Below are 23,471 nucleotides of genomic sequence, written 5' to 3'. Positions count from 1 at the left end.
TTCATCAAATTGAACCAATGCGGCATCAGGCCACTACATACGGGGGCGGTTTATCAGGCCAACCGCTGCTTCAGAGCTTCGAACTCGTCGCGAATGCCGGTCGGCAGCTTCTCGCCGACGAAGTCGAACCACTCTTCGATGAGCGGGATCTCGGCCTTCCACTCGTCGATGTTGACCGCGAGGGCCTCGGTGATGTCGGCGTCCGACACGTCCAGGCCTTCGATGTCGAGTGCCGATCCGGTGGGAACGACGCCGATCGGGGTGTCGATGCCGGCAGCCTTGTGCTCGATACGCTCGACGATCCACTTCAGGACGCGAGAGTTCTCGCCGAAGCCTGGCCACAGGAAGCGTCCGTCGTCGCCGCGGCGGAACCAGTTGACGTAGAAGACCTTGGGGAGCTTGGACGCGTCGGCGGACTTGCCGAGGTCGATCCAGTGCTGGAAGTAGTCACCGACGTTGTAGCCGAGGAACGGCAGCATTGCCATCGGATCGCGGCGAACCGTACCGACCTGGCCTTCGGCTGCTGCGGTCTGCTCGGAGCCGACCGTTGCACCCATGAAGACGCCGTGCTGCCAGTCGCGAGCCTCGGTGACCAGCGGAACCGTCGTCTTGCGGCGTCCGCCGAACAGGATTGCCGAGATCGGCACGCCCTTCGGGTCGTCCCACTCGGGAGCCATGATCGGGCACTGAGACATCGGGGTGCAGTAACGCGAGTTGGGATGAGCCGCATGGGTGCCCGACTCGGGCGTCCACTCGTTGCCCTTCCAGTCGATCAGGTGCTGCGGGTCGCCTTCGAGGCCCTCCCACCAGACGTCACCGTCGTCAGTCAGAGCGACGTTGGTGAAGACCGTGTTGCCCTGATCGATGGTGCGCATGGCGTTGGGGTTCGAGGACCAGTTGGTGCCGGGAGCCACGCCGAAGAAACCGAATTCCGGGTTGACGGCGTACAGCTGTCCGTCCTCACCGAAACGCATCCAGGCGATGTCGTCACCGAGGGTCTCGGCGCGCCACCCGGGGATGGTCGGCTGGATCATCGCGAGGTTGGTCTTGCCACAAGCGGAGGGGAATGCCGCCGCGATGTAGTAGGCCTTGTCCTCGGGCGAGATGAGCTTGAGGATGAGCATGTGCTCGGCCAGCCAGCCCTCGTCGTGCGCCATTGCCGAGGCGATACGCAGCGAGTAGCACTTCTTGCCCAGGAGAGCGTTTCCGCCGTAGCCGGAACCGAAGCTCCAGATCTCACGATCCTCGGGGAAGTGAGTGATGTACTTGGTGTCGTTGCACGGCCACGCGACATCTTCCTGGCCATCGGCCAGCGGAGCGCCCAGCGAGTGCAGCGCCTTGACGAAGAATCCGTCGGTGCCGAGCTTGTCGAGAACCTTGCTGCCCATGCGGGTCATGACGCGCATGGAGACGACGACGTACTCGGAATCGGTGAGCTCGACGCCCAGCTTCGGGTCCTCGGCGTCGAGGGGGCCCATGCAGAACGGCACGACGTACATGGTGCGTCCACGCATGCAACCGCGGTACAGGTCACCCATGAGGGTGCGCATCTCCGCCGGGTCCATCCAGTTGTTGGTGGGACCTGCGTCGATTTCTTCCTTCGAGCAGATGTACGTACGCGATTCGACTCGCGCGACATCGGACGGATCGGAGTTGCCGAGGAAAGAGTTCGGCTTCTTCTCGTCGTTGAGGCGGGTGAAGGTTCCTGCCTCGACCAACTTCGTTGTCAGTCGGTCCCATTCTTCGTCCGAGCCGTCTGCGAAGACGACGCGATCAGGCTGGGTGAGTTCGGCAACCTCTTGCACCCATGCAAGCAGTTCCTTGTGCTGCGTGGGGGGCGTGCCGTCAGTTCCATTGAGACCGGGAATGGTCGCTGAGGTCATCAAACTCTCCTGGGGTGAGCCGGAACCGGGTTCTCGTGACACCGGATGCGAACTGCAGCGCCCCGATACCAGTCGATCCCGGTGTCCCCCTCTCGACGGGGTCCAGCCGCGTCATCCACTCACGTGGATTTCACGGACGCCGGGTGTCCTATGTATTGAGGTTAACGCTGGCTGTTCACCTGCAGGTAATCGGGTGCGGTCAGAAATGTCACAGAAACGATTCAGTTGGTGTGTTCAGGTGCCTACCCGGCGCTCAGAGCACATAAACGGAAGCTTTTCAGAGCGCTCCGGCATCGATTTTCTGCCACACGAGGGCGCCTTCGTCGTCTCGACTGCATTCCCAGGCCGAGTAGTCGCCGTCCGACTCGATCATCGTGAGGCGATCGGCGCTACCGTCGCGATCGAAATCGGACACGATCACGACGGCGTCGTCGGAGTGGACGACACGGCTGTCGACCGTTCCGTCACCGTCCAAGTCGAAGGCGTCGAAGTTCAGGTCGCCGGCATCGACCGGTCCCGACGCGGGCCCGAAGGTCTCGGGCTCGATACGCCCAGGATCGAGCGCTTCGGCTTCGTGCCCGTCGATGTGTCCGGCCGTGATCAGAAATGCGTCCATTACTCCCCCTACTGGATGGTGACCTACTGCTTCGGCAACCCCTACCGAAACCGTCCGCTCAGTATTACCAGACCCCGACGATCAGTCGAGGCCGAAATTGCGGCACTGTGGAGAACTCTGCACTCGCGGAATGATCAGTAGGCGGCGTTCAAAACGGCGAGGTCGCGCTCGCACGACGCGAGCTGACCCGATCTGGCCGCGGCAAGCTCACGAAGTTCACCGTCGATCTCCACGATTCGAGCCTGCGCCGACGCCAACTGCTCGCGACTCTCCGCCATGATCGCCGCTCCCAGATCCGCCTCGGCCTCGAGCAGCACGCTCTGCACTCGCTGCTCCCACTGAGCGCGAACCGCCGACATCGATTCGACGATCCACGACCTGGAGTGGGCACGATCGGCCGTCAGCCCGCGAGTTCGCGCCAACCACCACGCCGCGGCGCCACCCAGAATCAACGTCACGGGGATACTTGCGAACTCCAAGGCCGGAATCATTTCCAGCGGAGTCACTGCGATACGGCCGAGGCCGAGACCCGCGGACGCGCCGACAAGAATTGTCACCCGGTCCTCGTTTCCGCGCTGACGGCCCGGCAGGCCCTCCGGAATCTGCGGGGAAGGCATGTATCCGTTCGTCCCCGCAGATTCCACCGCTGCCGCCATCGCGGCGTCGAACACCCGGGTGTGGTGGTCGACCTCGTGCTGCAGTCGCGTCGGCACGCTGCCCAATTCGGCTCGCGAGGCCGTGTCGACCCAGGCACGTGCCCCGGCGACCGTCGCCCGGGTTGCCTCGGCGATTTGTTGTGACAGATCCCCGCGCGCTCGTTGCAGTCGGCTTCGCACCTGCACCAGGCGTTCGCCTCGCCGGCCGTCACGGTCTGCGAGCAGCTGCGATCGCTCTGCCCGCAGTTCGGCACCAGGAACACCGTCACGTAGATTCCGGATCTCCATCTCGATCATCCGGCGCGTCTGTGCGATGACTCCGGAATCCGAACCACCTGCTTCCCTCTCCCGTGCCGCCCGGCTCACGACCGCAACGAGTGACTGCTCCTGACCAGGCGCAATCGGGACCACCGGAGCCTGAGCAAAAGTGGTGCAGTGCGAAGCGAGAATCTCGGCATCACGCCGGCGCACCGCCTGCCAGTCTCGATAGACGTCGACGCGGGTCAGCGCCACCACCACCGGGGTTCCGCTCGCCGCAGCGTCGCCGAGGAGAAGGAGATCCTCGCGTCCGATCACACTGGCGGCGTCGACGACCAGAAGTACGACGTCGGCGTCCACCTCGCGTGTCACTGACGAACAATCATCCGAAGCATCGAACATCTGCGCGACGTCTTCCCGTCCACACCTTGGTGGACCGACAACGTAAATGCGAGTGCCCCTGCATGTTTCGGCGGCGACCTGGCGACCCGGATCGGATGCCGGATTCCATCGCTGCACCACGCGCAGCACCGAATCCGGAAGTACCGAAACGCTATTCATCGGTCACCGCCGGGGCAGAGCGATCGCCTCCGAGCTGCGCCCACCGACGCACATACCCGCGTCGAATCAGTGAGACCCTTTGTTGCGGACACTGTTCCGACTCGTCCACGAGCTCGCCCCACCACCGGCTGCACGTGCCCGCGTCGTCAGCGGTACGAGGATCGGGAGGCTCGCCTTGACGCAGGGCTCGAATTTCGGGGCTCATCATCGCCGCCGCAGCGCCGAACAACACCGCGGAGTCCGAACTCAGATACAACTCGATCTCGTCCCTGCCCGCAGCGCTGCGCGAGGCAGATCGCCTCAGCGCCGGGCCGATCTGCTCGACCCGGCCCCACCACTGCGCCTCCAGAACAGGTCCGAGAGCCGCGAACAACTCTTCGACGCCGCGCCCGGTCAGTGTCTCCACCGGAACCGTGGGCACGCCGACGTTCTCCGAGATTTCCGCCGCCCGTCCCAGCGCCTCGTCCCAGCGCGGACCGAACAAGTCAGCCTTGTTCGCAGCGACGACCACACGATCGGAAACTCGAGCAATGGCTCGGCCGTCGACGTCGCGGACCGCGTCGACCACCACGTAGACAACGCAACGACGACCCAGATCGGGGTTCGACGTTCCAGGGACATCGAATGCCCTCGACTCGGTCACCACAACCGGTGCGCCGACAACTCTGCGCGAGAACCGGTCGTCGCGCCCCAGGATCCGCGCCAACGACGACCGCCCCACCCCGGCTCGCCCGGCGACCACCAGCTCGAGCGGCGCAGTCAGCGATCCGAGCACCGAGTGAACCGCCTCGGCGGCTCCCGAATCGATCGATGTCAGCCGATATGCCAGAGCGCGCAACTGATCGATCGGCTCCACGCAGGCGTCGTCGATCGATTCTGCGGGCAACATTCGTGACCAATTACTGCATGCAAATCCTGTGTTCATCCCCACCCCACGTCCCCATCGTGTCGGTGAGATTCTGTCAGGTTCTCGGCAAGGACGGCAGGTGACACCACCCTTTCGCCGACAGTCCGAAGTCGACGGTTTCAGGACTTTCCGTGGAAAGTCTCAACTCAAACTTCAGACCCGTCTGCGCTAAACGGGGGTCATGCGTGACAATGGGTTCGTGAACGAAGCCGATCAGCATGCACCGCAGACCCCTGACACGGGGCAGACGGACCACACCAAGGGGTCCCGTCTCCATCCGAGAGTGACCAGCTTTCGCTCTCGCCGGGGTGCGCTGACCGACGCACAGCAGCAGGCTTGGGACCGTCAGTGGCCGCTCATCGGCGCCGACGTCTCGGACACACCGCTCGACGCGAACGCCTGGTTCGGACGTGAAGCACCCCTGATCATCGAGATCGGTTCGGGTACCGGCACCGCGACGGCCGCAATGGCCAAGGCGGAACCGCACGTGAACCTGATCGCGATCGAGGTGTACCGCCCCGGGCTGGCGCAGCTTCTCCAGCAGGTCGAACGCGAAGAAATTCCCAACGTCCGCGTACTGCGCGGTGACGCGATGGACGTACTCGAGAACATGGTCGCCCCCGAGTCCCTGACGGGCGTCCGGGTGTTCTTCCCGGATCCGTGGCCCAAGGCCCGCCATCACAAGCGTCGCCTCCTGCAGGGGCCGACGTTCTCGCTGATCGCCAACCGCCTCAAGCCCGGCGGAGTCCTGCACGTGGCAACCGATCACGCCGAGTACGCCGAATGGATCGAAGAAGCCGGCAATGCCGAGCCGCTGCTGACCGCACTCGACTGGGAGTCTCCGATGACCCACGAGCGTCCGGTCACCAAGTTCGAGGACAAAGCCCATAAGGTCGGAAGTGCAATCACCGAGCTTATATGGGGGAAGATCAGAGCATGAGCGTCAGCGAACAGCTATCCGACGACGTGACGTCGTCGGAATCTCCTCTCGACTTCGGTCGTGACTCCCGCCACCCCAAGCGGGTGCTTCTGGTCTGGGACGCCCCTAACCTCGACATGGGCCTCGGCGCCATCCTCGGTGGCCGGCCTACCGCCGCCTACCGGCCACGATTCGACGCTTTGGGTCGTTGGCTGCTCTCTCGCACCGCCGAACTGTCCGCACAGAACAGCGGCACGCTCGAGCCTGAAGCGACCGTCTTCACCAACATCGCGTCCGGCAGCGCCGACGTCGTTCGTCCTTGGGTCGAAGCCTTGCGTAACGTGGGTTTCGCGGTGTTCGCCAAGCCGAAGGTCGATGAAGACAGCGATGTCGATTCGGACATGCTCGAGCACATCGCGCTCCGGTACGGCGAGGGCCTCGCCGGAATCATGGTCGCGTCCGCCGACGGCCAAGCGTTCCGCGAACCTCTCGAGGACATCGCAGCAACCGGCATCCCGGTCCAGGTTCTCGGGTTCCGTGAACACGCCAGCTGGGCTGTGTCGTCCGATATCTTGGACTTCGTCGATCTCGAGGACATCCCAGGTGTCTTCCGTGAGCCTCTGCCACGGGTAAGCCTGGACACCCTGCCCGACGAGGGCGCCTGGTTGCAGCCGTTCCGACCGCTTTCTGCCCTGCTCATCGGGCGAAAAAGTGTTGCCGAGTAGGAGTTGATCAGTGTTCGCCAGCTGGGGAAGCATCGTCTATCGAGCCCGCTTCACCGTCATCGCTGTCATGGTGGCGGGGCTCCTCGGGCTCGCTGCGTACGGCCTGAGCCTGCAGGATCATCTCAGCCAGAGCGGCTGGGACGATCCGGGGTCGGAATCGGTAGAGGCTGCCAAACTCGCTGACGGCACGTTCGGACGCAGCACGACGGGTGACGTTCTGGCGCTGTACACCGCGCCGGAGGGCAAGACCGTCGACGACCCCGAGTTCCAAGCGAAGGTCATCGACAATCTGCAGCGACTCGTCGCCGACAACCCCGACCAGATCATGAAGATCAACGGCTCGTACTTCAAGGTCGACAACGGTCTCTCGGTGGCGGCCCTGGCGGACAAGACCAAGCAACACGCGGTCACCAGCATCGCGATCGCCGGAGACAACGACACCGCGGTGTCCAACAACTTCCGCGACGTCGAGTCGCAGTTCTACATCGACGGCGTCGACGTGCAACTCGCCGGCCTGCAACCTGTCGCGAATTCGCTCAACGACACGATGGCCAACGACATCAAGCGCATGGAAATGCTCGCGATTCCTGCTGTCGGTGTCCTGCTGTTCTTCGTCTTCGGTGGCGTCGTCGCTGCTGCCCTCCCGTTGATCGTCGGCGGTCTGACCGTCATCGGCGCCAACGGCATCATTCGACTGATCACCAACTTCACCGAGGTCAACGCGTTTGTTGCGCCCGTGGTCTCTCTGGTCGGCCTGGGTCTCGCGATCGACTACGGACTGTTCATCGTCAGCCGTTTCCGAGAAGAGATAGCCGAGGGGTACGACACCCCGACCGCTGTACGCCGAACGGTCATGACGGCGGGTAGAACGGTCATGTTCTCGGCGACCATGGTTGCCGTCAGCCTCGGCGGTCTGCTGTTGTTCCCGCAGGGCTTCCTCAAATCGGTGGCTTACGGCGCCATTGCTGCCGTCATGCTTGCCGCGATCTCGTCCATCACGATTCTTCCCGCGATTCTCGGCATTCTCGGCAAGCGGATCGACGCGCTGACCTTCAAGAAGCTGCGCCAGACCAAGACCAACGAGGAAATCGAGAACGGTTTCTGGGGCAAGCTCACCCGCTGGGTCATGCAGCATCCGCTCAAGGTCGCGGTCCCGATCGTCGCGGCTCTACTGCTGATGATCATTCCGCTGACGGGCATCAAGTTCGGCGGTATCAACGAGACGTACCTGCCCCCGGACAGCCCCACGCGTGTCGCGCAGGCGCAGTTCGACGAACTCTTCCCCGGCAATCGCACCGAGCCCGTTCGACTCGTCATCGAGGGAGCCGACAACACCACCCTCGGTCAGATTTCCAAGACCGCAAATGCTGCGCCGGGTCTGGTCGAGAAGTTCACCCCGGAGGTTGCGACGAAGGACGGTGTCAACGTCCTCAAGGCCGGTCTGACGGAGCGGAACGAGGCACGTCCCACCATCGACTATCTGCGGTCCGCGGACTGGCCCGAGGGCACAACTGTGCTGGTCGGCGGTACTCCGGCCATCGAGCAGGACAGCGTCGACGCATTGCTCGATCGTCTGCCGCTGATGGTCGTATCCGTCATCCTGCTGACGACCTTGCTGATGTTCTTGACGTTCGGCTCGCTCGTCCTGCCCATCAAGGCCGCATTGATGAGCGCGCTCGGACTGGGTTCGACGCTCGGAATCCTGACCTGGATCTTCATCGACGGGCACGGTTCCGGTCTCTTGAACTTCACGCCGGGACCGATCATGTCTCCCGTCCTGGTGTTGATCATCGCGATCGTCTACGGCCTGTCGACCGACTACGAAGTGTTCCTGCTCTCCCGCATGGTCGAAGCGCGCGCGCAGGGCGCGAGTACTACCGAATCCATCCGTATCGGCACGGCACATACCGGCCGGATCATCACCGCTGCCGCACTGATTCTGATCGTGGTCACCGGCGCATTCGGCCTGTCCGATCTGGTGATGATGAAATACATCTCCTACGGCATGATCTCCGCGCTGATCATCGACGCGACTCTCATCCGAATGTTCCTGGTCCCCGCGACCATGAAACTGCTCGGCGACGACTGCTGGTGGGCTCCGGCCTGGATGAAGCGGATCCAGCAGAAGATCGGGCTGGGCGAGCCGATCCTCGACAACGAGCTGGTACTCGCGAACGTCCCGCAGATCGCGCCTGTCGGTGCGATCGCCGGACCGGGTCAGCCGCGCAAGATCGAAGCGGCCTCGCGGGTCATGCCGCCGCCTGCCCCGGCTGCACAGCCGGAAAGCGGACCTCGCGTTCCCGATCCTCTCACCGAGCCCATTCCGCTCAGCGAAATGGCGATCAAGGCACCCAACACGGAGGCTCCCGCCGCGGAGAAGCCGGCACCGCGACGTCGTCTCGATATCGGGAGTGCAGCCAGCGCCCCCCAGAACCTGATCGAGGCACCTGTACCCAATCCCTCGTACCGGCCGCAACCGAATGCCAGCGACAAGCGCAGAAACCCCACGCCCGCTGCGCCGGCCGAGCGTCCCATCGAGAGTTGGTTGTCGGACCTGCGGGCCCGGGAACAGACTCCCCCGGCCTCACGTCCACTGCCGGTAGTCCGGACGCCTTCGCGGACAAACGGTTCGGCGACCAACGGTGCTGCCAGCAGCAGTTCAGGCTCCAACGGCGCGAGCCGGAACGGCTCCGCAAACGGTGCTACCAACGGCTCTGCAACAAACGGTTCAGCCCCGACCTCGGTGGAGGCGACCCCCCAGTCGCCGCCTCCACCGACCGCTCCGGAGCGTCGTAACGGGGTTTTCACGGATTCGCCTTCGCCTACCAACGAGCCCCGAGTCTCGGACGCCACCCCTGACGGCGACGACAACGCCACCGGCAGGCACCGGCCTGACGACGCAGGCGCCATCAGCGTGAGCGAGCTCATCGCTCGCCAGAAGCGAAGCTGACCTGCTCCTGCTCCTGCTTGGCGAAGGCTCGTGCATAACGTGTCCCGACCAGCAGGAGCAGCAAGCCGACCACCAGGAAGGCAACGCTGCGCACCAGCCCACTGAGTGTGGCCAGGTCGAAGAGGAACAGCTTTGCCACGGCCGCACAGGTGAGAGCAAGCCCGGCTCCGAGCAAGACGCGAGCGTGCTGGCGGTTGTTCAATCCGAGCACCAGCGCTGACGTGGCGGCAAGCATCCAGACGATGGTTGCAACGCTGTGCCCGGCAACGAAACCGGTTGCACTGTCGAAAATTTCGACGCCGGATGAGACGAGCGCGCACGTCACCGCGTAGAGGACACCGAACCCTGCGGCCGCCCATAGAACCGCTGCATTCGAATCGGCAATCAACTTCAGTCGGTGAATCGCCCAGACCAGCATCACCAGTGCACCTATCGCCGTCAGGCTCGAGAGTGCCGTGATCGCACCGAGTTGCATGGATGCGGCGCGAGCGGTCGTCAACGCCTCCGGCGGAACCGTCGTGAGGTATCCGATCGATCCGATTGCCGCAAAGGCGGTTCCGAGTGCGAAGACGAAGCGCGAACCCGCATACAGCGAGACTCCGAGGAAGATCATTCCGACCGTGAGGATCAGCGGTACGACCAGAGATTCAGTCGCCCCGGAGAAGCAGCAGAGCAACAATGCGAGGGCGCCGGTTGCGCCCAGTCCGAATCGCAGTTGCGTCGGCAAAGGCTTGGCCGCCGCTGCAGCCGAAAGAAGTAGTGCCGCAGCAATTCCGTACAGCACTGCGGATTCGGTGCGCCCGAGCACGGCTCCGACGCTCATCAGCGGAAGGGACGAGACGACAAAGGTAGCGGTGGACCACGCCCCTGCAATGCCGTCACGCGAGGGCGAACCCGTCCACTGCATAACCATCGCGCAGCCGGCCCCCACGATTGCAACCACGCCGGCACTGATCACCAATTGCACTGCACTGTTACCGGATTCGCCGAAGATGGACTCCGACGCTATCGCTGCGAGCAGTGCGAGAACCACCGGTACGGTGCGCGCCATGCCCAGGTACTTCCAGTCACGACCGAGCTGGGCGGAGAATGTCGCCGACTGGATCGCGAAGAGGAAACCGATGAGGGTCAACGATATTCCCGACGTCAACACGGGAGCCAGCAGCGCTGCTCCCAGAACGATCATGAGCGCCAGCGATTCGGAATGCCACTTCACGGCGAGGGCAACGCCGGCGGCGGCGATTCCGAAGGCAATCACCACCGCGAGCGGTGTCGTCACCCAACCGTAGAGAACGGAGGCTGCGACGACATCGAGATACATCCCTGCAAAACCTGTGGCAGCCAGGGCAATTGCCCCCACTTTGCCCCCTGGTCGTCCGTGGACCCGCACCCCGGCAAACACTAAGGCGCCGGAAAGGAGCGCACCGCCGAGCACCCGCAGCGGAGGTCCGAAGAATCCGGCCTGCGCTGCAAGTACCAGCAGCATCACGACGCCGATCAGTGTGACGGCAACACCGGCCGCGGCCAGGAGTCGACTGATGACACCGTCGCGTTGCCACCAGGGCTGGCGAGGTGCGGCAGCCGGATACGTCGGCGGCTGCCACGCGGGCACGCTCTGCTGAGGACGCATTGGCGGCATCTGCGGCACCTGTGGCACCGGAGCTGCGGGTGCCGGGACTACCGGCATGGGCGGGGTCGCAGTAGCCGAGGCCAGCTGAGTCTGCAGGATCGACAGGTTCTGGCCCATGTGACGCAACTGCCGGCCGATGCTGTCGCACTCGGCCGAGAGGGCGGTCACCAGTCGCGGATCGACGGCGGAAGAGCTCGGTGTGGTCATGGCTTCGAGCTTGCTGCGTGGCCGAACCGATCAGATGAGTAGTACTACTCGATCAGCCTGGGGACTTCTCGTACTCAACTGAGGACACCTTCGACTGACAGCACCCTCGACTGACTGCATCATCGACTGACAGGGCACTAACGCCGAGGTGCCGCGTTCCGCAATCGTTCGGACAGAAGCCGACCCGAAGTGTGAAGCGGAGCGGGATCCTGACGCGCCCGAGCAAGGACCAGCGCGCCCTCGAGTGCGGACAGAGCGAGAATTGCCTCGGACTCGGCGTCTTCGCGGGACCAACCGTCTGCCTCGAGGCGCTGAGCCAGCAGTGCGAGCCACGAGTTGTACCCGTCCGCGCAAGCACCGCGGATGACCTCGGATTCGGTTGCGGCATCCAGTGTTGCCGTAGCCAGGGCGCATCCACGTTCGTAGTCCGAATCCGACAAACGCGCAGCCAATGCGGCGGCGAATGCCGAGATCGCGGTGGCTGCATCGGGTGAGCTCTCCAGCAGGTGCCGGATGAAATCGGCCATTGCCTCGCCACGTCGTCTCAGAGCCTCGCCTGCGAGTTCTTCCTTGCCGCCGGGAAAGTGAAAGTACAAGGAACCTTTGGTAGTCGCACTAGCCGAGAGAACTTCCGACACACCCGTTCCGGCGTAGCCCTTCCGCTGCAACAGATCGGCAGCGGCATCGACCAACAAATCCCTCGTAGACATACGTTCAATATACCGATCAGTACACATATCGACAACAGTTGAAGTGCATAAATTGTCAAAACCTTGCATCACTAGACCGATTGGTACATGATTCGGGAATCAACAAACCGGAGCGCGGCCAACGACGCTCACGACGACGAAGGACTGAATCGATGTCACCGAATTCCCCGAACAACACCACCACGACCGTCCTCGGACCGGACGAAGACCTCGCCGGGACCCTCGCGGCCACCGGCGTCCGGATGATGGTTCGTAACAAACAAACCGAGGGAGGTTTCTCTCTTGTACAACACCGCATCGCTCCGCATTCGATGACCTCACCGGTCCATCGCCACAGCCGGGAAGACGAGTACACGGTGGTTCAAAGTGGCCGCGTCGCAGCGATGGTCGGAGACGAGGTCGTCTACGCGGAGACCGGCGCCATGATCTTCAAACCGCGTGGCCAGTGGCACGCCGTGTGGAATCCCGACGACGCTCCAGCGCGGATTCTCGAAATCATCACGCCCGGAGGAATGGAAGACCTGTTCGAACTGATGCCGAAACTACTGGCCGAAGGTGGTTCCGCCGCGGAATCGGTTGCAGCGCGGGTAGAAGCAGACTTCGGGATCGAATTCGATCTCGTTGCCACCGCCGAGATCGCACAGACACACGGTGTGGGATTCGGCATCGAAAGTCACTGACCGACTGTCAGCACCTACCGATCGAAGGAAGATTCATGCTTGTACTCACCGGAGCAGAAGACCTCAGCGCCAACCTGAACCAAGAGCTGGGCGTCAGCGACTGGCACGATGTCACCCAGGAGTCCATCGACGAGTTCGCCCGGGTCACCGGCGACGATCAGTGGATTCACGTCGATGTGGATCGCGCGAAGGAGTCACCGTTCGGCGGAACCATCGCGCACGGCAACTACACGCTCTCACTCGGCCCCAAGTTCTCGTACGCAATGTTCTCGCTCGAAGGTTTTGCGTTTGCTCTCAACTGCGGATTCGACAAGGTCAGGTTGCCTGCTCCGCTTCCGGTCGGCTCTCGTGTCCGCATGCGCGCGACGTTGAGCAAAGTCGAACCGATCAACGGCGGTGTCCAGATCACGGTGACGCAGACGTTCGAACGAGAACACGGTGACAAGCCCGTGTGCGTCGCCGAGATGTTGACCCGCGCGTATCACTGAAAGGTCAGGAGCCGAACATCTTTCGGATCGTGGTACCGAAGGGATGCTTCGCGGTGACACTGCCGAATCGCACCTTGCCGTGCACCACCAGATGCAGCGGGCCCATCTGTGGGCCGGACCGAACCTTGTTCGACGCGCTTCCCCCGACTGCCTCGACACCGTTCATGTCCACCGTCGCCTCTTCGGGAACGATCAGTGAAATCGAGCTGGCGTAGTCGTCGATCGAGATGTTCACGACCTGCGTCTGCATCACCGCACGCGTGAAATCGATAGTCACACTGGACATTCTGGTGTCGACCACGACAGCTGGTGGAACGATCCAGGCACCGTTCCGCGTCACCGTCGCCATTCGTCCACGGATCACGGCAGCATTTGCCGCTCCGTAAGTACCTACAACCGGAGCCCCGACGGGAGCGCGGTAAGGCGGGCTCGGGTGAACCGGCGGCGGTTGGGGTTGGTACGTCGGCGCCGGGTAGGGCTGGCCTTGGTACATCGGCTGACCCGCATTGGGATACGCGGGTGGGTCGTAGTCGGAGATCAGTGTGATGCCCGGAAGATCGGCGAGAACCGAGTTGAGCTCACCTCGTGTCTTTGCGGCCAAGGCAGTGTCCATGCGCTCGGTGAACTCACCGAGCGAAAGCATCCCTTGACCGACAGCTTTCTGCAGCAGCTCGCCGACATGCTCTCGTTCGGCATCGGATACGCGTAGATTCCTGGCCTCCATGATTTCCAGGATAAACGTTATTCGAGACCTTGTTCTATCGCGTATCGCGTGAGCTCGACGCGATTGGCCAACTGAAGCTTCCGAAGCGTTGCCTGCACATGGTTTTCGACGGTCCGGTGGCTGAGCGAGAGCCTCGTGGCGATCTGTTTTGCGCTCAGCCCCTTGGCGACAAGACGGAGCACTTCGGTCTCACGGTCGGTGAGCCGAGGCAGCTCGGGTGCGCGATCGTCGGCCGGTGCCGTCGACATCCGGCGGTACTCACCGAGCACCAATCCGGCGAGGCCGGGGGTGAAGACGGCTTGTCCGTCGAAAGTCGCTCGCACGGCCTCGAGCAGTTCCGCCACCGAAGCACTCTTGACCAGGTAACCCGACGCTCCGGCTTTGACCGCGTCGAGGACGTCGTCACGTTCGGCAGAGGCCGAAAGCACCAGTACCTTGCTCTTCGGCGAAACCTCGAGAACTGCGGTGGTGGCGTCGGCACCGTTTCCGTCCGGCAGGTTCATGTCCATCAGAACCACCGCCGGTTGCACGGCGGCGGCCCGGCGGCGCGCACTCTCGACACCCTCCGCCGTGGCGCTCACGGTGAAGCCGGCAGCTTCGAGGTCCCGGGAGACACCGTCGCGCCACATCGGGTGATCGTCGACGACCATCACCGTCACCGGATTCTCGCCATGTTCGTCAGCCACGCTCACTTTTCCCCTTCGGAACGTTGATCTCCCATTCGGTGCCCTCCCCCGGCCCGGTTTGCAGGACTGCAGTGCCGCCGAGCACCTGCACTCGGCCGAGAATGGACTTCGATACTCCCATGCGGCCTTCGGCTTCGGCCTGCGCCAAGCGACCCTCGGGGATTCCGACGCCGTCGTCGCGGATGCTGACGATCACCTCGTCCGGCAAATCTTCGAGCAATACGTATGCCTTCGCCGCGGGCCCGGCGTGCAGCCCGACATTGGACAGAGCATTGTCGACGATGGCTGCCAGTTCGATGGCTCGATCACGCTCGATCACGACGGGGTGCGCGGGCGTCGACACCGACACTGACGTGCTTGCCTGCGTGGTCAGCAGCGGACACAGATCCACTGTCTGTCCGCCGACGTCTGCCGCGGCGCCCGAAACCTGCTCGGAGATCAGCATTCTCAAGGCGACCTCCTGCTCACCGGCCAGAGCAGCCAGTTCAGCTGCCTCGCCGCCGAGTGCCGCACCTCGCCTGCGCACCATCGCCAGCACCTGCAGAACGCCGTCGTGTACTTCGCGTGCCAAACGCTCGCGCTCTTCGGTGGCCGCCGCCAGACGGACGGCTTGCTCGAGTTGTCGATGCGAGCGCCGAGCGGTGGTGGTGGCCAAGCCCAACGCCAGGCCGACCGATACGAGCACGGGAGCCGTCGCATCGCGCCAGAGGTCCAGGTTGACCTGGTCGCGGATGATCGCGCTGGCCGCCGAGATGACAACTCCGGACGCCATACCGAGCCACGGCCCGCCGAGAATTGCCGCGGAGATGACCGCGTTGGTGGCCCACAGCGTGGTGGGCAGCGTCTGGTGATTCTGATACCACTCGTGGTCGGAGACCAGCCTCGTCGACGCCATCAGCAACATGACGACCACCTGATCGGCGATCACCACCTGATACCGCGGCAGCTTCTTCCCGAACAAAGCACCGGATGTCCCGAGCAACAGTGCCGACACCCCGGTCCACACGGCCATCAGAGCGACGAAGAACCAGCTGAGCCGAGAGTTGGTGTAGTCGGAGGCCGAGGCGAGCTGGTAGCTGATCGCGTACACCAGCGTGACGAGCCGAAATGCCTGCGCCGCCCGCCACAGCGGGGCATCAGGGTCGGTGTCGACGCCCGACGCCTCGCGAACGGTCGGCTGATAGTGCAGCCGACGACGGCGGGTGGGCTCAGTCATCGGGAGGAGTGGGGTTCACGATGCGAGGCTCGGCGCGCGGCTCGTCGGGTTCGGCGGGGAACAGTGGGGTTTCCGGATCTTCGACGTGCAGTTCGGCGTACGCGATGTCCGGGTCGTCGGCGAGGAGGGAACGAATAGCGGTATTCAGGACCGCGACGATCGGAACAGCCAAGAGCCCGCCGACGATTCCAGCGAGAACGATGCCCGTTGTAATGGCGAGAACGACTGCCAGCGGATGCAGGCGAACAGCGCGACCCAACAACAGCGGTTGCATCACGTGCGCTTCGAGCTGCATGACGCCGATGATGATGCCGAGGACAATCAGCGCCGTCAGGAAACCCTTCGTGACCAGAGCGACAAGCACCGCGAGAAAACCGGTCAGAAATGCACCGACGATCGGAATGAACGCGCCGATGAACACCAACGACGCCAGCGGCAGGGCGAGCGGCACCCCGAGGATCGCCAGGCCGGCACCGATACCGATCGCGTCGGCGGCGGCAACCGCGACCGTGGCGCGCACGTAGCCGATCAGCGACCCGAAACCTGCAGAACCGGCGATCCGTACGCGACGACGCGCGTCGGTGGGAACTATCCGGGTGACGAACTGCCAGATCTGATCGCCGCCGTAGAGGAAGAAGATGAGAGTGAACAGCGTCAGCAATGCCCCGGTGAAGATCTCGCCGATGACTGTCGCCGTGGTCAAAGCGCCGCTGGTCAGGGACTCACGATTGGATTGCACCGACTTGACGACCGAATCACCTGCCTGGCGGATCTGATCCTCGCTGAAGTGCAGCGGACCGCTGGTGAGCCAGTTCTGAATTTGCGTGACGCTGGCCGTGAACTGGTCGGTGAGCTGGGGCAACCCGTCGATGAACTGCTCGACGACAAACGTCATGATTCCCGCGACCAGCCCGATCGAGGCAAGCAGAACGACGATGACGGCTGCCGAGCGGGGAACACCCCACACCTGTAGCCGATCGACAATCGGGATCAGCAGAGCTGATGCCAGCAGAGCCAGCCCCACCGGGATGAGCACGGTTTCGAGGCGGAGTACGACGTACCCGAGAACCAACAGTCCGGCGAAGATCACAATGAGGCGCCACGACCATTCCGCAGCGATGCGCACGCCGGGATGCACCGCCCGAGCGTCGGCGGAGATGGGTTTGTTCATCCTCGATGCTCGCTCCGCACGCCCCCTGTTTGCGTTCACATCGCGAGCCTAACCGGCCCGGCCGACACAGGTGAGCGGACGAATAATCGGACGCGCGTACCAACACTTCGACCTCTGCCAGCTAAATTGAACCCTGTGCGGGCCTCATACAGAGCAATAGCGGTGACCATCCGCAGCCGGTGGCCCCTCTATATGCTCTCCATGCTCGCAGCCAATCTGATCGGCGCGGTACTGGTCTTTGCCTTCGTCCGGTACGGCGTGCCGATCCAGGAGTCCGACGCGATAGTTGCCGACCGGGTCCGCAACTTCGCGATCTTCGGCGTGTACCTGGCATTCGCCGGCGCCGTCAGCCTCACGGCGGCGGCGATGATGTTGAAGTCGGTCATTCGCTGGCGGCTGCGCGGGGGTCCACCCACGAGGTCCGAGCAGATGGCGGCACTGCACGCGCCGCTTCGCCAGGCCATCGTCCACCTGGTGCTGTGGATTCTGGGCGGCATCATCTTCGTGTTCCTGACCATCACCGAGATGCCCGGACTCGCGATCGCCGTGATCGTGACGGTCTGCATGGCCGCGACCACGACCTTCGGGTTCACCTACATGCTCGGTGAGCGCATTTTGCGTCCGGTCGCCGCCCAGGCCTTGAGCGAGGGCGAATTCGATCGGACCATGGCGCCTGGCGTCGGAACCCGGCTGGCGATGACCTGGGGTCTCGGCACGCTGATGCCCGTCGCAGGCATCATCTTGCTGTGCTCGACGCAGCTCACGACCGATCTCGAGTTCTCCCCCGACTCTCTCGCGTGGGCGATCCTGCTCATCTCGATCATGGCGATCGTGCAGGCCTTTGCGCTGTCGATGCTGACGGCTACCCAGATCTCCGATCCGATCCGCCAACTGCGACGCGCCATCGAGCGGGTGCAGCGCGGCGCCACCGACGTACGCGTCGAGGTGTTCGACGGCAGTGAGATCGGCCGGCTGCAGGTCGGCTTCAACCGCATGATGAAAGAGTCCGACGAGCGTCGTCTGCTGCGTGAGCTGTTCGGTCAGCACGTCGGCGAGGATGTGGCCCGGCGCGCGTTGAAGTTCGGTACCGAGCTGGGCGGCGAAACTCGATTCGTGGCAGTTCTGTTCGTCGACATGGTCGGATCCACCGGTGCCGCGGCCGAGCGCCCGCCGGGTGAAGTGGTCGAACTGCTCAACGAGTTCTTCCGTGTGGTCGTCGACGTCATCGATCGTCACCATGGTTTTGTCAACAAGTTCATGGGTGATGCAGCGCTCGCCATCTTCGGTGCACCACTCGATCGACCCGACGCTCCGACGGCAGCCCTCGCTGCGGCTCGCGAGCTGCGGTTCAAGCTCAACGACATCACCGGCCTCGACGTCGGAATCGGTGTGAGCGCGGGGCTCGCGGTCGCCGGCAACATCGGTGCTGCCGAACGTTTCGAGTACACCGTGATCGGTGATCCGGTCAACGAGGCGTCACGGCTCACCGAGCTCGCGAAACTTCGGCCCAGCCGGGTGCTGGCGTCGACGAGCGCGTTGTACTTCGCCGACGAAGAGGAACAGGCCGAGTGGGAACTCGGAGAGCAAGTCCAACTGCGTGGGCGCCGACGACTGACGCATCTGGCGTGGCCGGAAAAGTATCCAGAGGTCGATCCGGATCAAATTGGTTAGGGTGAGTCGATGGCTCAGCCTGGAAACACCCCACGGCGACTGAGACGACCACGCTCGCCCGTGGCCGAGACCAGTCGGGTCAGAGGGCGCTTCTGGTGGCTGAAGTGGCTGCTCGGGGTGGCTCTGATCGCTCTTCTGATCGTCGAAGGTGCAATTCTGTGGTCCAAGCTCAGTGAGTCCTGGCAAGCCTTGACCGAAATCCATTGGGGTTGGGTGGCCGCGTGCGTCGCGGCGCAACTCATTTCGCTCAGCGGATACGCGTCCGTTCAGCAACGTCTTCTCAATGCCGCCGGTGTGATTGCCGGTCACCTCAAGAACCTCTCGGTCATCTACGCCAGCACCGCGATGGCGCTGACGTTGCCAGCCGGCCAGGTCTTCTCGACCGCATTCACCTACAAGCAGACTCGGAAGTGGGGCGCTACACCAGTTGTCGCGTCTTGGCAGTTGGCGGTGTGTGGAGTGATCGCTGCGGCGACTTTGGCGCTGTTGGGTGCCGCGGGCGCGTTTGCCTTCGGCACCAAGGTCAGCCCTATAACGCTCACGATCTCGATCATCGGCATGGCGGCACTGTTCCTGGCGTTGCGATACATAGCCCAGAATCCCGGCAGTATCGAGCGAATCGGGCATCGAGTCCTAGCCCGCTACAACCGAATTCGCAAGAATCCGCTCGGCCACGGGATGCGACGCTGGTCCGAGATCCTGAAGCAACTGGATACGGTCGAGCTCAGCCGCACCGACTCGGTCATCGCATTCGGGTGGTCGGCCATCCATCGTGTCGCCGATGTCGCTTGTTTGGGTTTCGCATGTTGGGCTGTTGGCGCGGAGCCCTCTTTTGCTGGGCTCCTGATCGCTTTCGCCGCCGCAAAAGCAGTCGGCAGCATTCCGCTGGTTCCCGGCGGGCTGGGTTACGTCGACGCTGCTCTGGTCACCGCGCTGACGATCGCAGGGGCCGGCGGAGCGCAGGCAATCGCGTCGGTGTTCGTGTATCGGATGGTCAGCCTCGTCATGGTCGCTGTCGTCGGTTGGATCGTCTTCTTGATCACTTTCCGTGCAACCCACCACGAAGACCTCGAGATGGACCTCGAGTTCGAACGCCGCGAACAGCCGGGCGTCTAGCGTCGCAACGCTGCCGCCATGTCGTCGAGGTGTGCCCGGCTGATCCGAACGGCTGCCTCCGCGTCGCCGGCTTCGATGGCGTCCACCAACATTCGATGTTCGTCCGCGTCGGGCTGGCTGTGGGGATGCAGGTCCAGAACCGCGATCAACTCGATCAACGCAGCCCGCAGACGCGGTACAAAGGTCTCGAAGAGTTCCGACAGCACGGGATTGTGTGCCGCGTCCACCACTGCTCGGTGGACGGCGATGTCGGCGTCGACGAACGCTGCGTCGCCAGAGTGCGCTGCGGCAGTTCTACCGTCGAGCGCTTGCCGCAGAGCCGCGACGTCAACGGCATCGCGCCGCTGCGCAGCGAGGCGAGCTGCTTCGATCTCGACCGCGTTGCGCACCTCGACGACGTGAAGGATCGCCTCGGCTTCGAGCACTCGGGGCCACTGATCCGGAGGCGTCGTACTCCGTAGGAAGACCCCGGCGCCCTGCCGCGATTCGAGCATGCCGAGGCCCGCGAGAGTCCGCACTGCTTCCCTGATAGTGGACCGCCCGATACCCAACTGCGCAGCAAGAGTGGTTTCACCTGGAAGTTTGGCGCCGACTTCCCATTCACCGCTCACGATCCGCGCGCGTAGCAACTCCGCGGCCTGGTCGGTGAGCAGCCGACGCTCGACGATCGGGGACACGTGAACTCCTCAGGTTGTCTGATAAGTAATTTCGTTCTAGTGTAGCCCGCATGGCTACAGGAGCACTCCTTCTCGACTGCCGCGGCGGGGCCTGAAAGACCGGCACCCCTCCGCGGGGTTTCGCCATGCCGGTCTCTCGACTCGACCGCAGGAGAAACCAAAGATGAGTACTACCCGCGCCAACCGCTGGAACAACCAGAAGCCGTCACCCATGCCGTCCGAGCGCTATCGCGCCGCGTGGGATCGCGTCGACATTCCGACTTTCGAGCGGACGTGGCCGTCCAATCGCACGACCGCGGCGCCCCTGTGGGTGCCCGTCGATCTGCGTGACGGCAACCAAGCCCTCGCAGAACCGATGGACCCCGAACGCAAGCGTCGAATGTTCGAACTGATGGTGGCAATCGGCTACAAGGAAATCGAGGTCGGCTACCCCTCCGCGAGTCAGACCGATTTCGATTTCGTTCGCGACCTGGTGCGCTTCGATCTCGTTCCCGACGACGTCACTATCGTCGTATTCACTGCCGCGCGTACGGATTTGATCGAACGGACGTATCAATCGATCGAGGGGCTGCCTGACGCGGTCGTCCACATGTACACGGCGACTGCGCCGACGTGGAGAAACGTCGTTCTCGGCAAGGAGCGAGAAGAGTTGCACGACATGATTTTCCGCGCCGCGCAAGACGTTGCTCGTGGCGGCGAAGGCCACGACGGCTGGCGATTCGAGTTCTCACCCGAGGTCTTCAACCTCACCGAACCCGACTACATCCTGCAGGTCTGCAACAGTCTCACCGAACTCTGGGACGCCAGTCCCGATCGCCCGGTCATCCACAACCTCCCTGCCACAGTCGAAATCGCCACCCCCAACATCTATGCCGATCAGATCGAATACATGCACCAGAATCTGGCCCGACGCGATTCGGTGATCCTCTCGGTCCACCCGCACAACGACCGCGGCACCGGCGTTGCGTGCGCCGAACTGGCAGTGCTGGCCGGCGCACAGCGCGTCGAGGGATGCCTGTTCGGCAACGGCGAGCGGACGGGCAACGTCGACCTGGTCACACTGGGGCTGAATCTGCATGCACAGGGCGTCGATCCGGAAATCAACTTCTCCGACATCGACAAGATCCGTCGAACGGTGGAGTACTGCAACCGAATTCCCGTCCACGAGCGCCACCCGTACGGCGGCGATCTCGTGTACACGGCATTTTCCGGAACCCACCAGGACGCGATCAAGAAGGGCTTCGCGCATCACTACGAGAGCGCGGAGGCTGCCGGCGTCGATCCGGGATCGGCGCCGTGGGCGGTCCCCTACCTGCCGATCGACCCCGCCGACGTCGGCCGCGACTACCAGGCGGTCATTCGTGTGAACAGCCAGTCGGGCAAGGGCGGAATCGCATATCTGCTGCAGACCGAGTACGGGGTCGAACTCCCCCGGCGCCTGCAGATCGACTTCGCCTCGCGGGTGCAGCTCGAAACCGACGACTCGGGCACCGAAATGACTGCCGACAAACTGTGGAGACTGCTGCTGCGCGAGTACGGGTACAACGGAGGAGTGCGTCGGTACTCACTGGAACACACCGCCGACGGTGATCAGTTGTTCGTTGCCATCGATCGCAACGGGCGCGAGGTCACCGCCGCGGCCAGTGCGTCCGGCCCAGTCGAGGCATTGAGCAAAATCCTGACCGAACAGGGCTCGGCTGTCGAGGTCGTCTCGCTCACCCAGCATTCACTGCCCCGCAACCCGAATTCTTCCGGGAGTGCGAATTCGGCAGTCACCATTGCAGAGTGCGTGGTGAACGGTGAAGGACGCTGGGGCATTGCGGTGCATCAGTCGGTGACAGCGTCGGCGCTTCACGCGGTCTATGGCGCAAGCACAAACACTGTGATGCAGCTCACATGATCTTGCGGAAGGATTTCCCGGGGTCCATAGTTGAAGCTACAAGAACTTGAACATTCAACTACTTATTCAGGAGCTTCCATGACCACCGCAACCTTGCCCGCATTGACCGCCGGAACCTGGGTCATCGACACCGTCCACTCCACTGTCGGATTCTCGGTTCGCCACCTCATGGTTTCCAAGGTTCGTGGAACGTTCGACGAGTTCTCCGGAACGATCACCGTTGCCGAAGACGGAACCCCCGCCGTCGAGGCCGAGATTTCCGTGGACTCCATCAACACCAAGAACGAGCAGCGCGACGGCCACATCAAGTCCGCTGACTTCTTCGACGTCGAGAAGTTCCCGAAGGCCACCTTCAAGTCCACCGCAGTGCGCTCCAAGGGCAGCGACTTCGTCCTCGCCGGCGACTTCACGCTCCACGGCGTCACCCGCGAGGTCGAGCTGAACCTCGAGTTCAACGGCGTCAACCCGGGCATGGGCCAGGGCCCCGTCGCCGGATTCGAGGCCACCACCGTCATCAACCGCAAGGACTTCGACATCTCCATCGAGATGCCCCTCGAAGGCGGCGGAGCAGTTGTCGGCGACAAGATCACGATCACCCTCGAGATCGAAGCCGGCCTCCAGGCCTAACAGCACTGTGCGCCTTTATTAACCGCCCGCGGTTAATAAAGGCGCACAGTCGTATGGTGTGAGCGTGAAGAAGTTCGCACCATTCCTGCTGATCGACGCCATTCTTGTCATAATCTTCTGCGCGATAGGGCGCCGTACCCACGAAGAAGCCAATGCGCTCGCCGGTCTGGCGAAGACATCCTGGCCCTTCCTGACCGGCCTGGTGATCGGATGGGCTGCCACGTTCGCGCTCTACCGCGACAAGTTCAACGCCGTTCTCCTTGTTCCCACCGGCGTTGTCGTTTGGCTCGGCGCCGTCGTCTTCGGGATGATCCTGCGAGTGTTGAGTGGCCAGGGCACCCAGTTCAGCTTCATCGTCGTCGCGACGCTGGTCCTCGGCGCGTTCCTTCTCGGTTGGCGCGCACTCGCTCCGCTGGTAGTGAAAATCCGCACCAAGTCGTAACCAAACTCCACGGCTCGGAACCACCCGAAATGCCCGAGCACGTAGGACACT

At 63.3% G+C, this 23,471-nt stretch carries 21 protein-coding genes; 10 read left to right on the top strand and 11 right to left on the bottom strand.

Features of this window, described 5'->3' with window-relative positions; all coding sequences use genetic code 11:
- Positions 1-53: 53 nt before the first annotated feature.
- The 4 genes from RHP72_RS05425 to RHP72_RS05410 all read right to left on the bottom strand — a co-directional run bounded on the left by RHP72_RS05425 (position 54) and on the right by RHP72_RS05410 (position 4,863).
- Entirely contained in the window at positions 54-1,883 is a 1,830-nt protein-coding gene (locus tag RHP72_RS05425) for a phosphoenolpyruvate carboxykinase (GTP) (RefSeq protein ID WP_029254577.1), read from the bottom strand.
- A gap of 277 nt (positions 1,884-2,160) precedes the next feature.
- On the bottom strand, positions 2,161-2,499 hold the full coding sequence (locus RHP72_RS05420) for a DUF6802 family protein (RefSeq protein WP_042920271.1): 339 nt from the start codon (positions 2,497-2,499) through the stop codon (positions 2,161-2,163).
- A 134-nt stretch (positions 2,500-2,633) separates the two neighbouring features.
- Positions 2,634-3,785 (bottom strand): hypothetical protein, encoded by a 1,152-nt coding sequence (locus tag RHP72_RS05415; protein ID WP_311094436.1) that lies wholly within the window; start codon positions 3,783-3,785, stop codon positions 2,634-2,636.
- A gap of 181 nt (positions 3,786-3,966) precedes the next feature.
- A complete protein-coding gene (locus RHP72_RS05410; RefSeq protein WP_165638638.1) occupies positions 3,967-4,863 on the bottom strand; it encodes a GTPase domain-containing protein in 897 nt (298 codons plus the stop codon).
- Between the two features lie 199 nt (positions 4,864-5,062).
- On the opposite strand from RHP72_RS05410, the gene trmB reads away from it, so the two are divergent.
- The 3 genes from trmB to RHP72_RS05395 are packed head-to-tail and all read left to right on the top strand — an operon-like array spanning position 5,063 to position 9,475.
- Positions 5,063-5,821 (top strand): tRNA (guanosine(46)-N7)-methyltransferase TrmB, encoded by a 759-nt coding sequence (gene trmB, locus RHP72_RS05405; protein ID WP_007734493.1) that lies wholly within the window; start codon positions 5,063-5,065, stop codon positions 5,819-5,821.
- Positions 5,818-6,525 (top strand): NYN domain-containing protein, encoded by a 708-nt coding sequence (locus tag RHP72_RS05400; protein ID WP_003945733.1) that lies wholly within the window; start codon positions 5,818-5,820, stop codon positions 6,523-6,525. The genes trmB and RHP72_RS05400 overlap by 4 nt, the downstream gene beginning before the upstream one ends.
- Positions 6,526-6,535: 10 nt before the next feature.
- Positions 6,536-9,475 (top strand): MMPL family transporter, encoded by a 2,940-nt coding sequence (locus tag RHP72_RS05395; protein ID WP_007734492.1) that lies wholly within the window; start codon positions 6,536-6,538, stop codon positions 9,473-9,475.
- Here RHP72_RS05395 and RHP72_RS05390 read toward each other — a convergent pair.
- Positions 9,450-11,312, bottom strand: coding sequence for a DUF2339 domain-containing protein (locus tag RHP72_RS05390; protein ID WP_311094435.1), 1,863 nt, complete (start codon positions 11,310-11,312; stop codon positions 9,450-9,452). The two genes, RHP72_RS05395 and RHP72_RS05390, sit on opposite strands and share 26 nt — an antisense overlap.
- Before the next feature lie 137 nt (positions 11,313-11,449).
- Positions 11,450-12,022, bottom strand: coding sequence for a TetR/AcrR family transcriptional regulator (locus RHP72_RS05385; protein ID WP_042920278.1), 573 nt, complete (start codon positions 12,020-12,022; stop codon positions 11,450-11,452).
- A 152-nt stretch (positions 12,023-12,174) separates the two neighbouring features.
- Here RHP72_RS05385 and RHP72_RS05380 point away from each other — a divergent pair, with 152 nt between their 5' ends.
- Positions 12,175-12,702 (top strand): cupin domain-containing protein, encoded by a 528-nt coding sequence (locus RHP72_RS05380; RefSeq protein ID WP_311094434.1) that lies wholly within the window; start codon positions 12,175-12,177, stop codon positions 12,700-12,702.
- Between the two features lie 35 nt (positions 12,703-12,737).
- Positions 12,738-13,190: a MaoC family dehydratase gene (locus tag RHP72_RS05375; RefSeq protein WP_003945664.1), complete on the top strand. Its 453-nt coding sequence runs from the start codon at positions 12,738-12,740 to the stop codon at positions 13,188-13,190.
- A 4-nt stretch (positions 13,191-13,194) separates the two neighbouring features.
- On the opposite strand, the gene RHP72_RS05370 is transcribed toward RHP72_RS05375, so the two are convergent.
- The 4 genes from RHP72_RS05370 to RHP72_RS05355 are packed head-to-tail and all read right to left on the bottom strand — an operon-like array spanning position 13,195 to position 16,987.
- Positions 13,195-13,914: a DUF1707 domain-containing protein gene (locus RHP72_RS05370; RefSeq protein WP_007734485.1), complete on the bottom strand. Its 720-nt coding sequence runs from the start codon at positions 13,912-13,914 to the stop codon at positions 13,195-13,197.
- Between the two features lie 17 nt (positions 13,915-13,931).
- Positions 13,932-14,564: a response regulator transcription factor gene (locus RHP72_RS05365; RefSeq protein WP_047269712.1), complete on the bottom strand. Its 633-nt coding sequence runs from the start codon at positions 14,562-14,564 to the stop codon at positions 13,932-13,934.
- 28 nt (positions 14,565-14,592) lie between these two features.
- Positions 14,593-15,816, bottom strand: a complete 1,224-nt coding sequence (gene macS / locus RHP72_RS05360) for a MacS family sensor histidine kinase (RefSeq protein WP_058039158.1) — start codon at positions 15,814-15,816, stop codon at positions 14,593-14,595.
- Positions 15,809-16,987: an AI-2E family transporter gene (locus tag RHP72_RS05355; protein ID WP_007734480.1), complete on the bottom strand. Its 1,179-nt coding sequence runs from the start codon at positions 16,985-16,987 to the stop codon at positions 15,809-15,811. Before RHP72_RS05355 ends, macS begins: the two co-directional genes overlap by 8 nt.
- 192 nt (positions 16,988-17,179) lie before the next feature.
- Here RHP72_RS05355 and RHP72_RS05350 point away from each other — a divergent pair, with 192 nt between their 5' ends.
- Both RHP72_RS05350 and RHP72_RS05345 read left to right on the top strand, forming a co-directional pair.
- Positions 17,180-18,658 carry an adenylate/guanylate cyclase domain-containing protein gene (locus RHP72_RS05350; RefSeq protein WP_003945952.1) on the top strand — a complete coding sequence of 493 codons (1,479 nt, stop codon included), beginning with the start codon at positions 17,180-17,182 and terminating at the stop codon, positions 18,656-18,658.
- 9 nt (positions 18,659-18,667) lie between these two features.
- On the top strand, positions 18,668-19,774 hold the full coding sequence (locus tag RHP72_RS05345) for a YbhN family protein (protein ID WP_042452628.1): 1,107 nt from the start codon (positions 18,668-18,670) through the stop codon (positions 19,772-19,774).
- Here RHP72_RS05345 and RHP72_RS05340 read toward each other — a convergent pair.
- Positions 19,771-20,451, bottom strand: coding sequence for a FadR/GntR family transcriptional regulator (locus RHP72_RS05340; protein WP_007734477.1), 681 nt, complete (start codon positions 20,449-20,451; stop codon positions 19,771-19,773). The genes RHP72_RS05345 and RHP72_RS05340 overlap by 4 nt on opposite strands.
- 163 nt (positions 20,452-20,614) lie before the next feature.
- On the opposite strand from RHP72_RS05340, the gene RHP72_RS05335 reads away from it, so the two are divergent.
- The 3 genes from RHP72_RS05335 to RHP72_RS05325 all read left to right on the top strand — a co-directional run bounded on the left by RHP72_RS05335 (position 20,615) and on the right by RHP72_RS05325 (position 23,420).
- Positions 20,615-22,351 (top strand): 2-isopropylmalate synthase, encoded by a 1,737-nt coding sequence (locus RHP72_RS05335; protein WP_064111939.1) that lies wholly within the window; start codon positions 20,615-20,617, stop codon positions 22,349-22,351.
- Between the two features lie 78 nt (positions 22,352-22,429).
- Positions 22,430-22,978, top strand: coding sequence for a YceI family protein (locus RHP72_RS05330; RefSeq protein WP_003945643.1), 549 nt, complete (start codon positions 22,430-22,432; stop codon positions 22,976-22,978).
- Positions 22,979-23,042: 64 nt separating this feature from the next.
- Positions 23,043-23,420, top strand: coding sequence for a DUF3054 domain-containing protein (locus tag RHP72_RS05325; RefSeq protein ID WP_311094433.1), 378 nt, complete (start codon positions 23,043-23,045; stop codon positions 23,418-23,420).
- Positions 23,421-23,471: the final 51 nt, after the last annotated feature.

The sequence above is a fragment of the Rhodococcus sp. SG20037 genome, from assembly GCF_031763325.1.
Lineage (GTDB): Bacteria > Actinomycetota > Actinomycetes > Mycobacteriales > Mycobacteriaceae > Rhodococcus_F > Rhodococcus_F qingshengii.
This window is presented reverse-complemented; position numbering and strand designations above follow the sequence as displayed.

Excerpts from the sequence above, each read along its gene's own strand:
- RHP72_RS05425 (WP_029254577.1), bottom strand. The coding sequence starts at position 1,883 with ATGACCTCAGCGACCATTCCCGGTCTCAATGGAACTGACGGCACGCCC.
- RHP72_RS05420 (WP_042920271.1), bottom strand. The coding sequence starts at position 2,499 with ATGGACGCATTTCTGATCACGGCCGGACACATCGACGGGCACGAAGCC.
- RHP72_RS05410 (WP_165638638.1), bottom strand. The coding sequence starts at position 4,863 with ATGTTGCCCGCAGAATCGATCGACGACGCCTGCGTGGAGCCGATCGAT.
- trmB (WP_007734493.1), top strand. The coding sequence starts at position 5,063 with ATGCGTGACAATGGGTTCGTGAACGAAGCCGATCAGCATGCACCGCAG.
- RHP72_RS05400 (WP_003945733.1), top strand. The coding sequence starts at position 5,818 with ATGAGCGTCAGCGAACAGCTATCCGACGACGTGACGTCGTCGGAATCT.
- RHP72_RS05390 (WP_311094435.1), bottom strand. The coding sequence starts at position 11,312 with ATGACCACACCGAGCTCTTCCGCCGTCGATCCGCGACTGGTGACCGCC.
- RHP72_RS05385 (WP_042920278.1), bottom strand. The coding sequence starts at position 12,022 with ATGTCTACGAGGGATTTGTTGGTCGATGCCGCTGCCGATCTGTTGCAG.
- RHP72_RS05380 (WP_311094434.1), top strand. The coding sequence starts at position 12,175 with ATGTCACCGAATTCCCCGAACAACACCACCACGACCGTCCTCGGACCG.
- RHP72_RS05375 (WP_003945664.1), top strand. The coding sequence starts at position 12,738 with ATGCTTGTACTCACCGGAGCAGAAGACCTCAGCGCCAACCTGAACCAA.
- RHP72_RS05370 (WP_007734485.1), bottom strand. The coding sequence starts at position 13,914 with ATGGAGGCCAGGAATCTACGCGTATCCGATGCCGAACGAGAGCATGTC.
- RHP72_RS05365 (WP_047269712.1), bottom strand. The coding sequence starts at position 14,564 with ATGGTCGTCGACGATCACCCGATGTGGCGCGACGGTGTCTCCCGGGAC.
- macS (WP_058039158.1), bottom strand. The coding sequence starts at position 15,816 with ATGACTGAGCCCACCCGCCGTCGTCGGCTGCACTATCAGCCGACCGTT.
- RHP72_RS05355 (WP_007734480.1), bottom strand. The coding sequence starts at position 16,987 with ATGAACAAACCCATCTCCGCCGACGCTCGGGCGGTGCATCCCGGCGTG.
- RHP72_RS05350 (WP_003945952.1), top strand. The coding sequence starts at position 17,180 with ATGCTCTCCATGCTCGCAGCCAATCTGATCGGCGCGGTACTGGTCTTT.
- RHP72_RS05345 (WP_042452628.1), top strand. The coding sequence starts at position 18,668 with ATGGCTCAGCCTGGAAACACCCCACGGCGACTGAGACGACCACGCTCG.
- RHP72_RS05335 (WP_064111939.1), top strand. The coding sequence starts at position 20,615 with ATGAGTACTACCCGCGCCAACCGCTGGAACAACCAGAAGCCGTCACCC.
- RHP72_RS05330 (WP_003945643.1), top strand. The coding sequence starts at position 22,430 with ATGACCACCGCAACCTTGCCCGCATTGACCGCCGGAACCTGGGTCATC.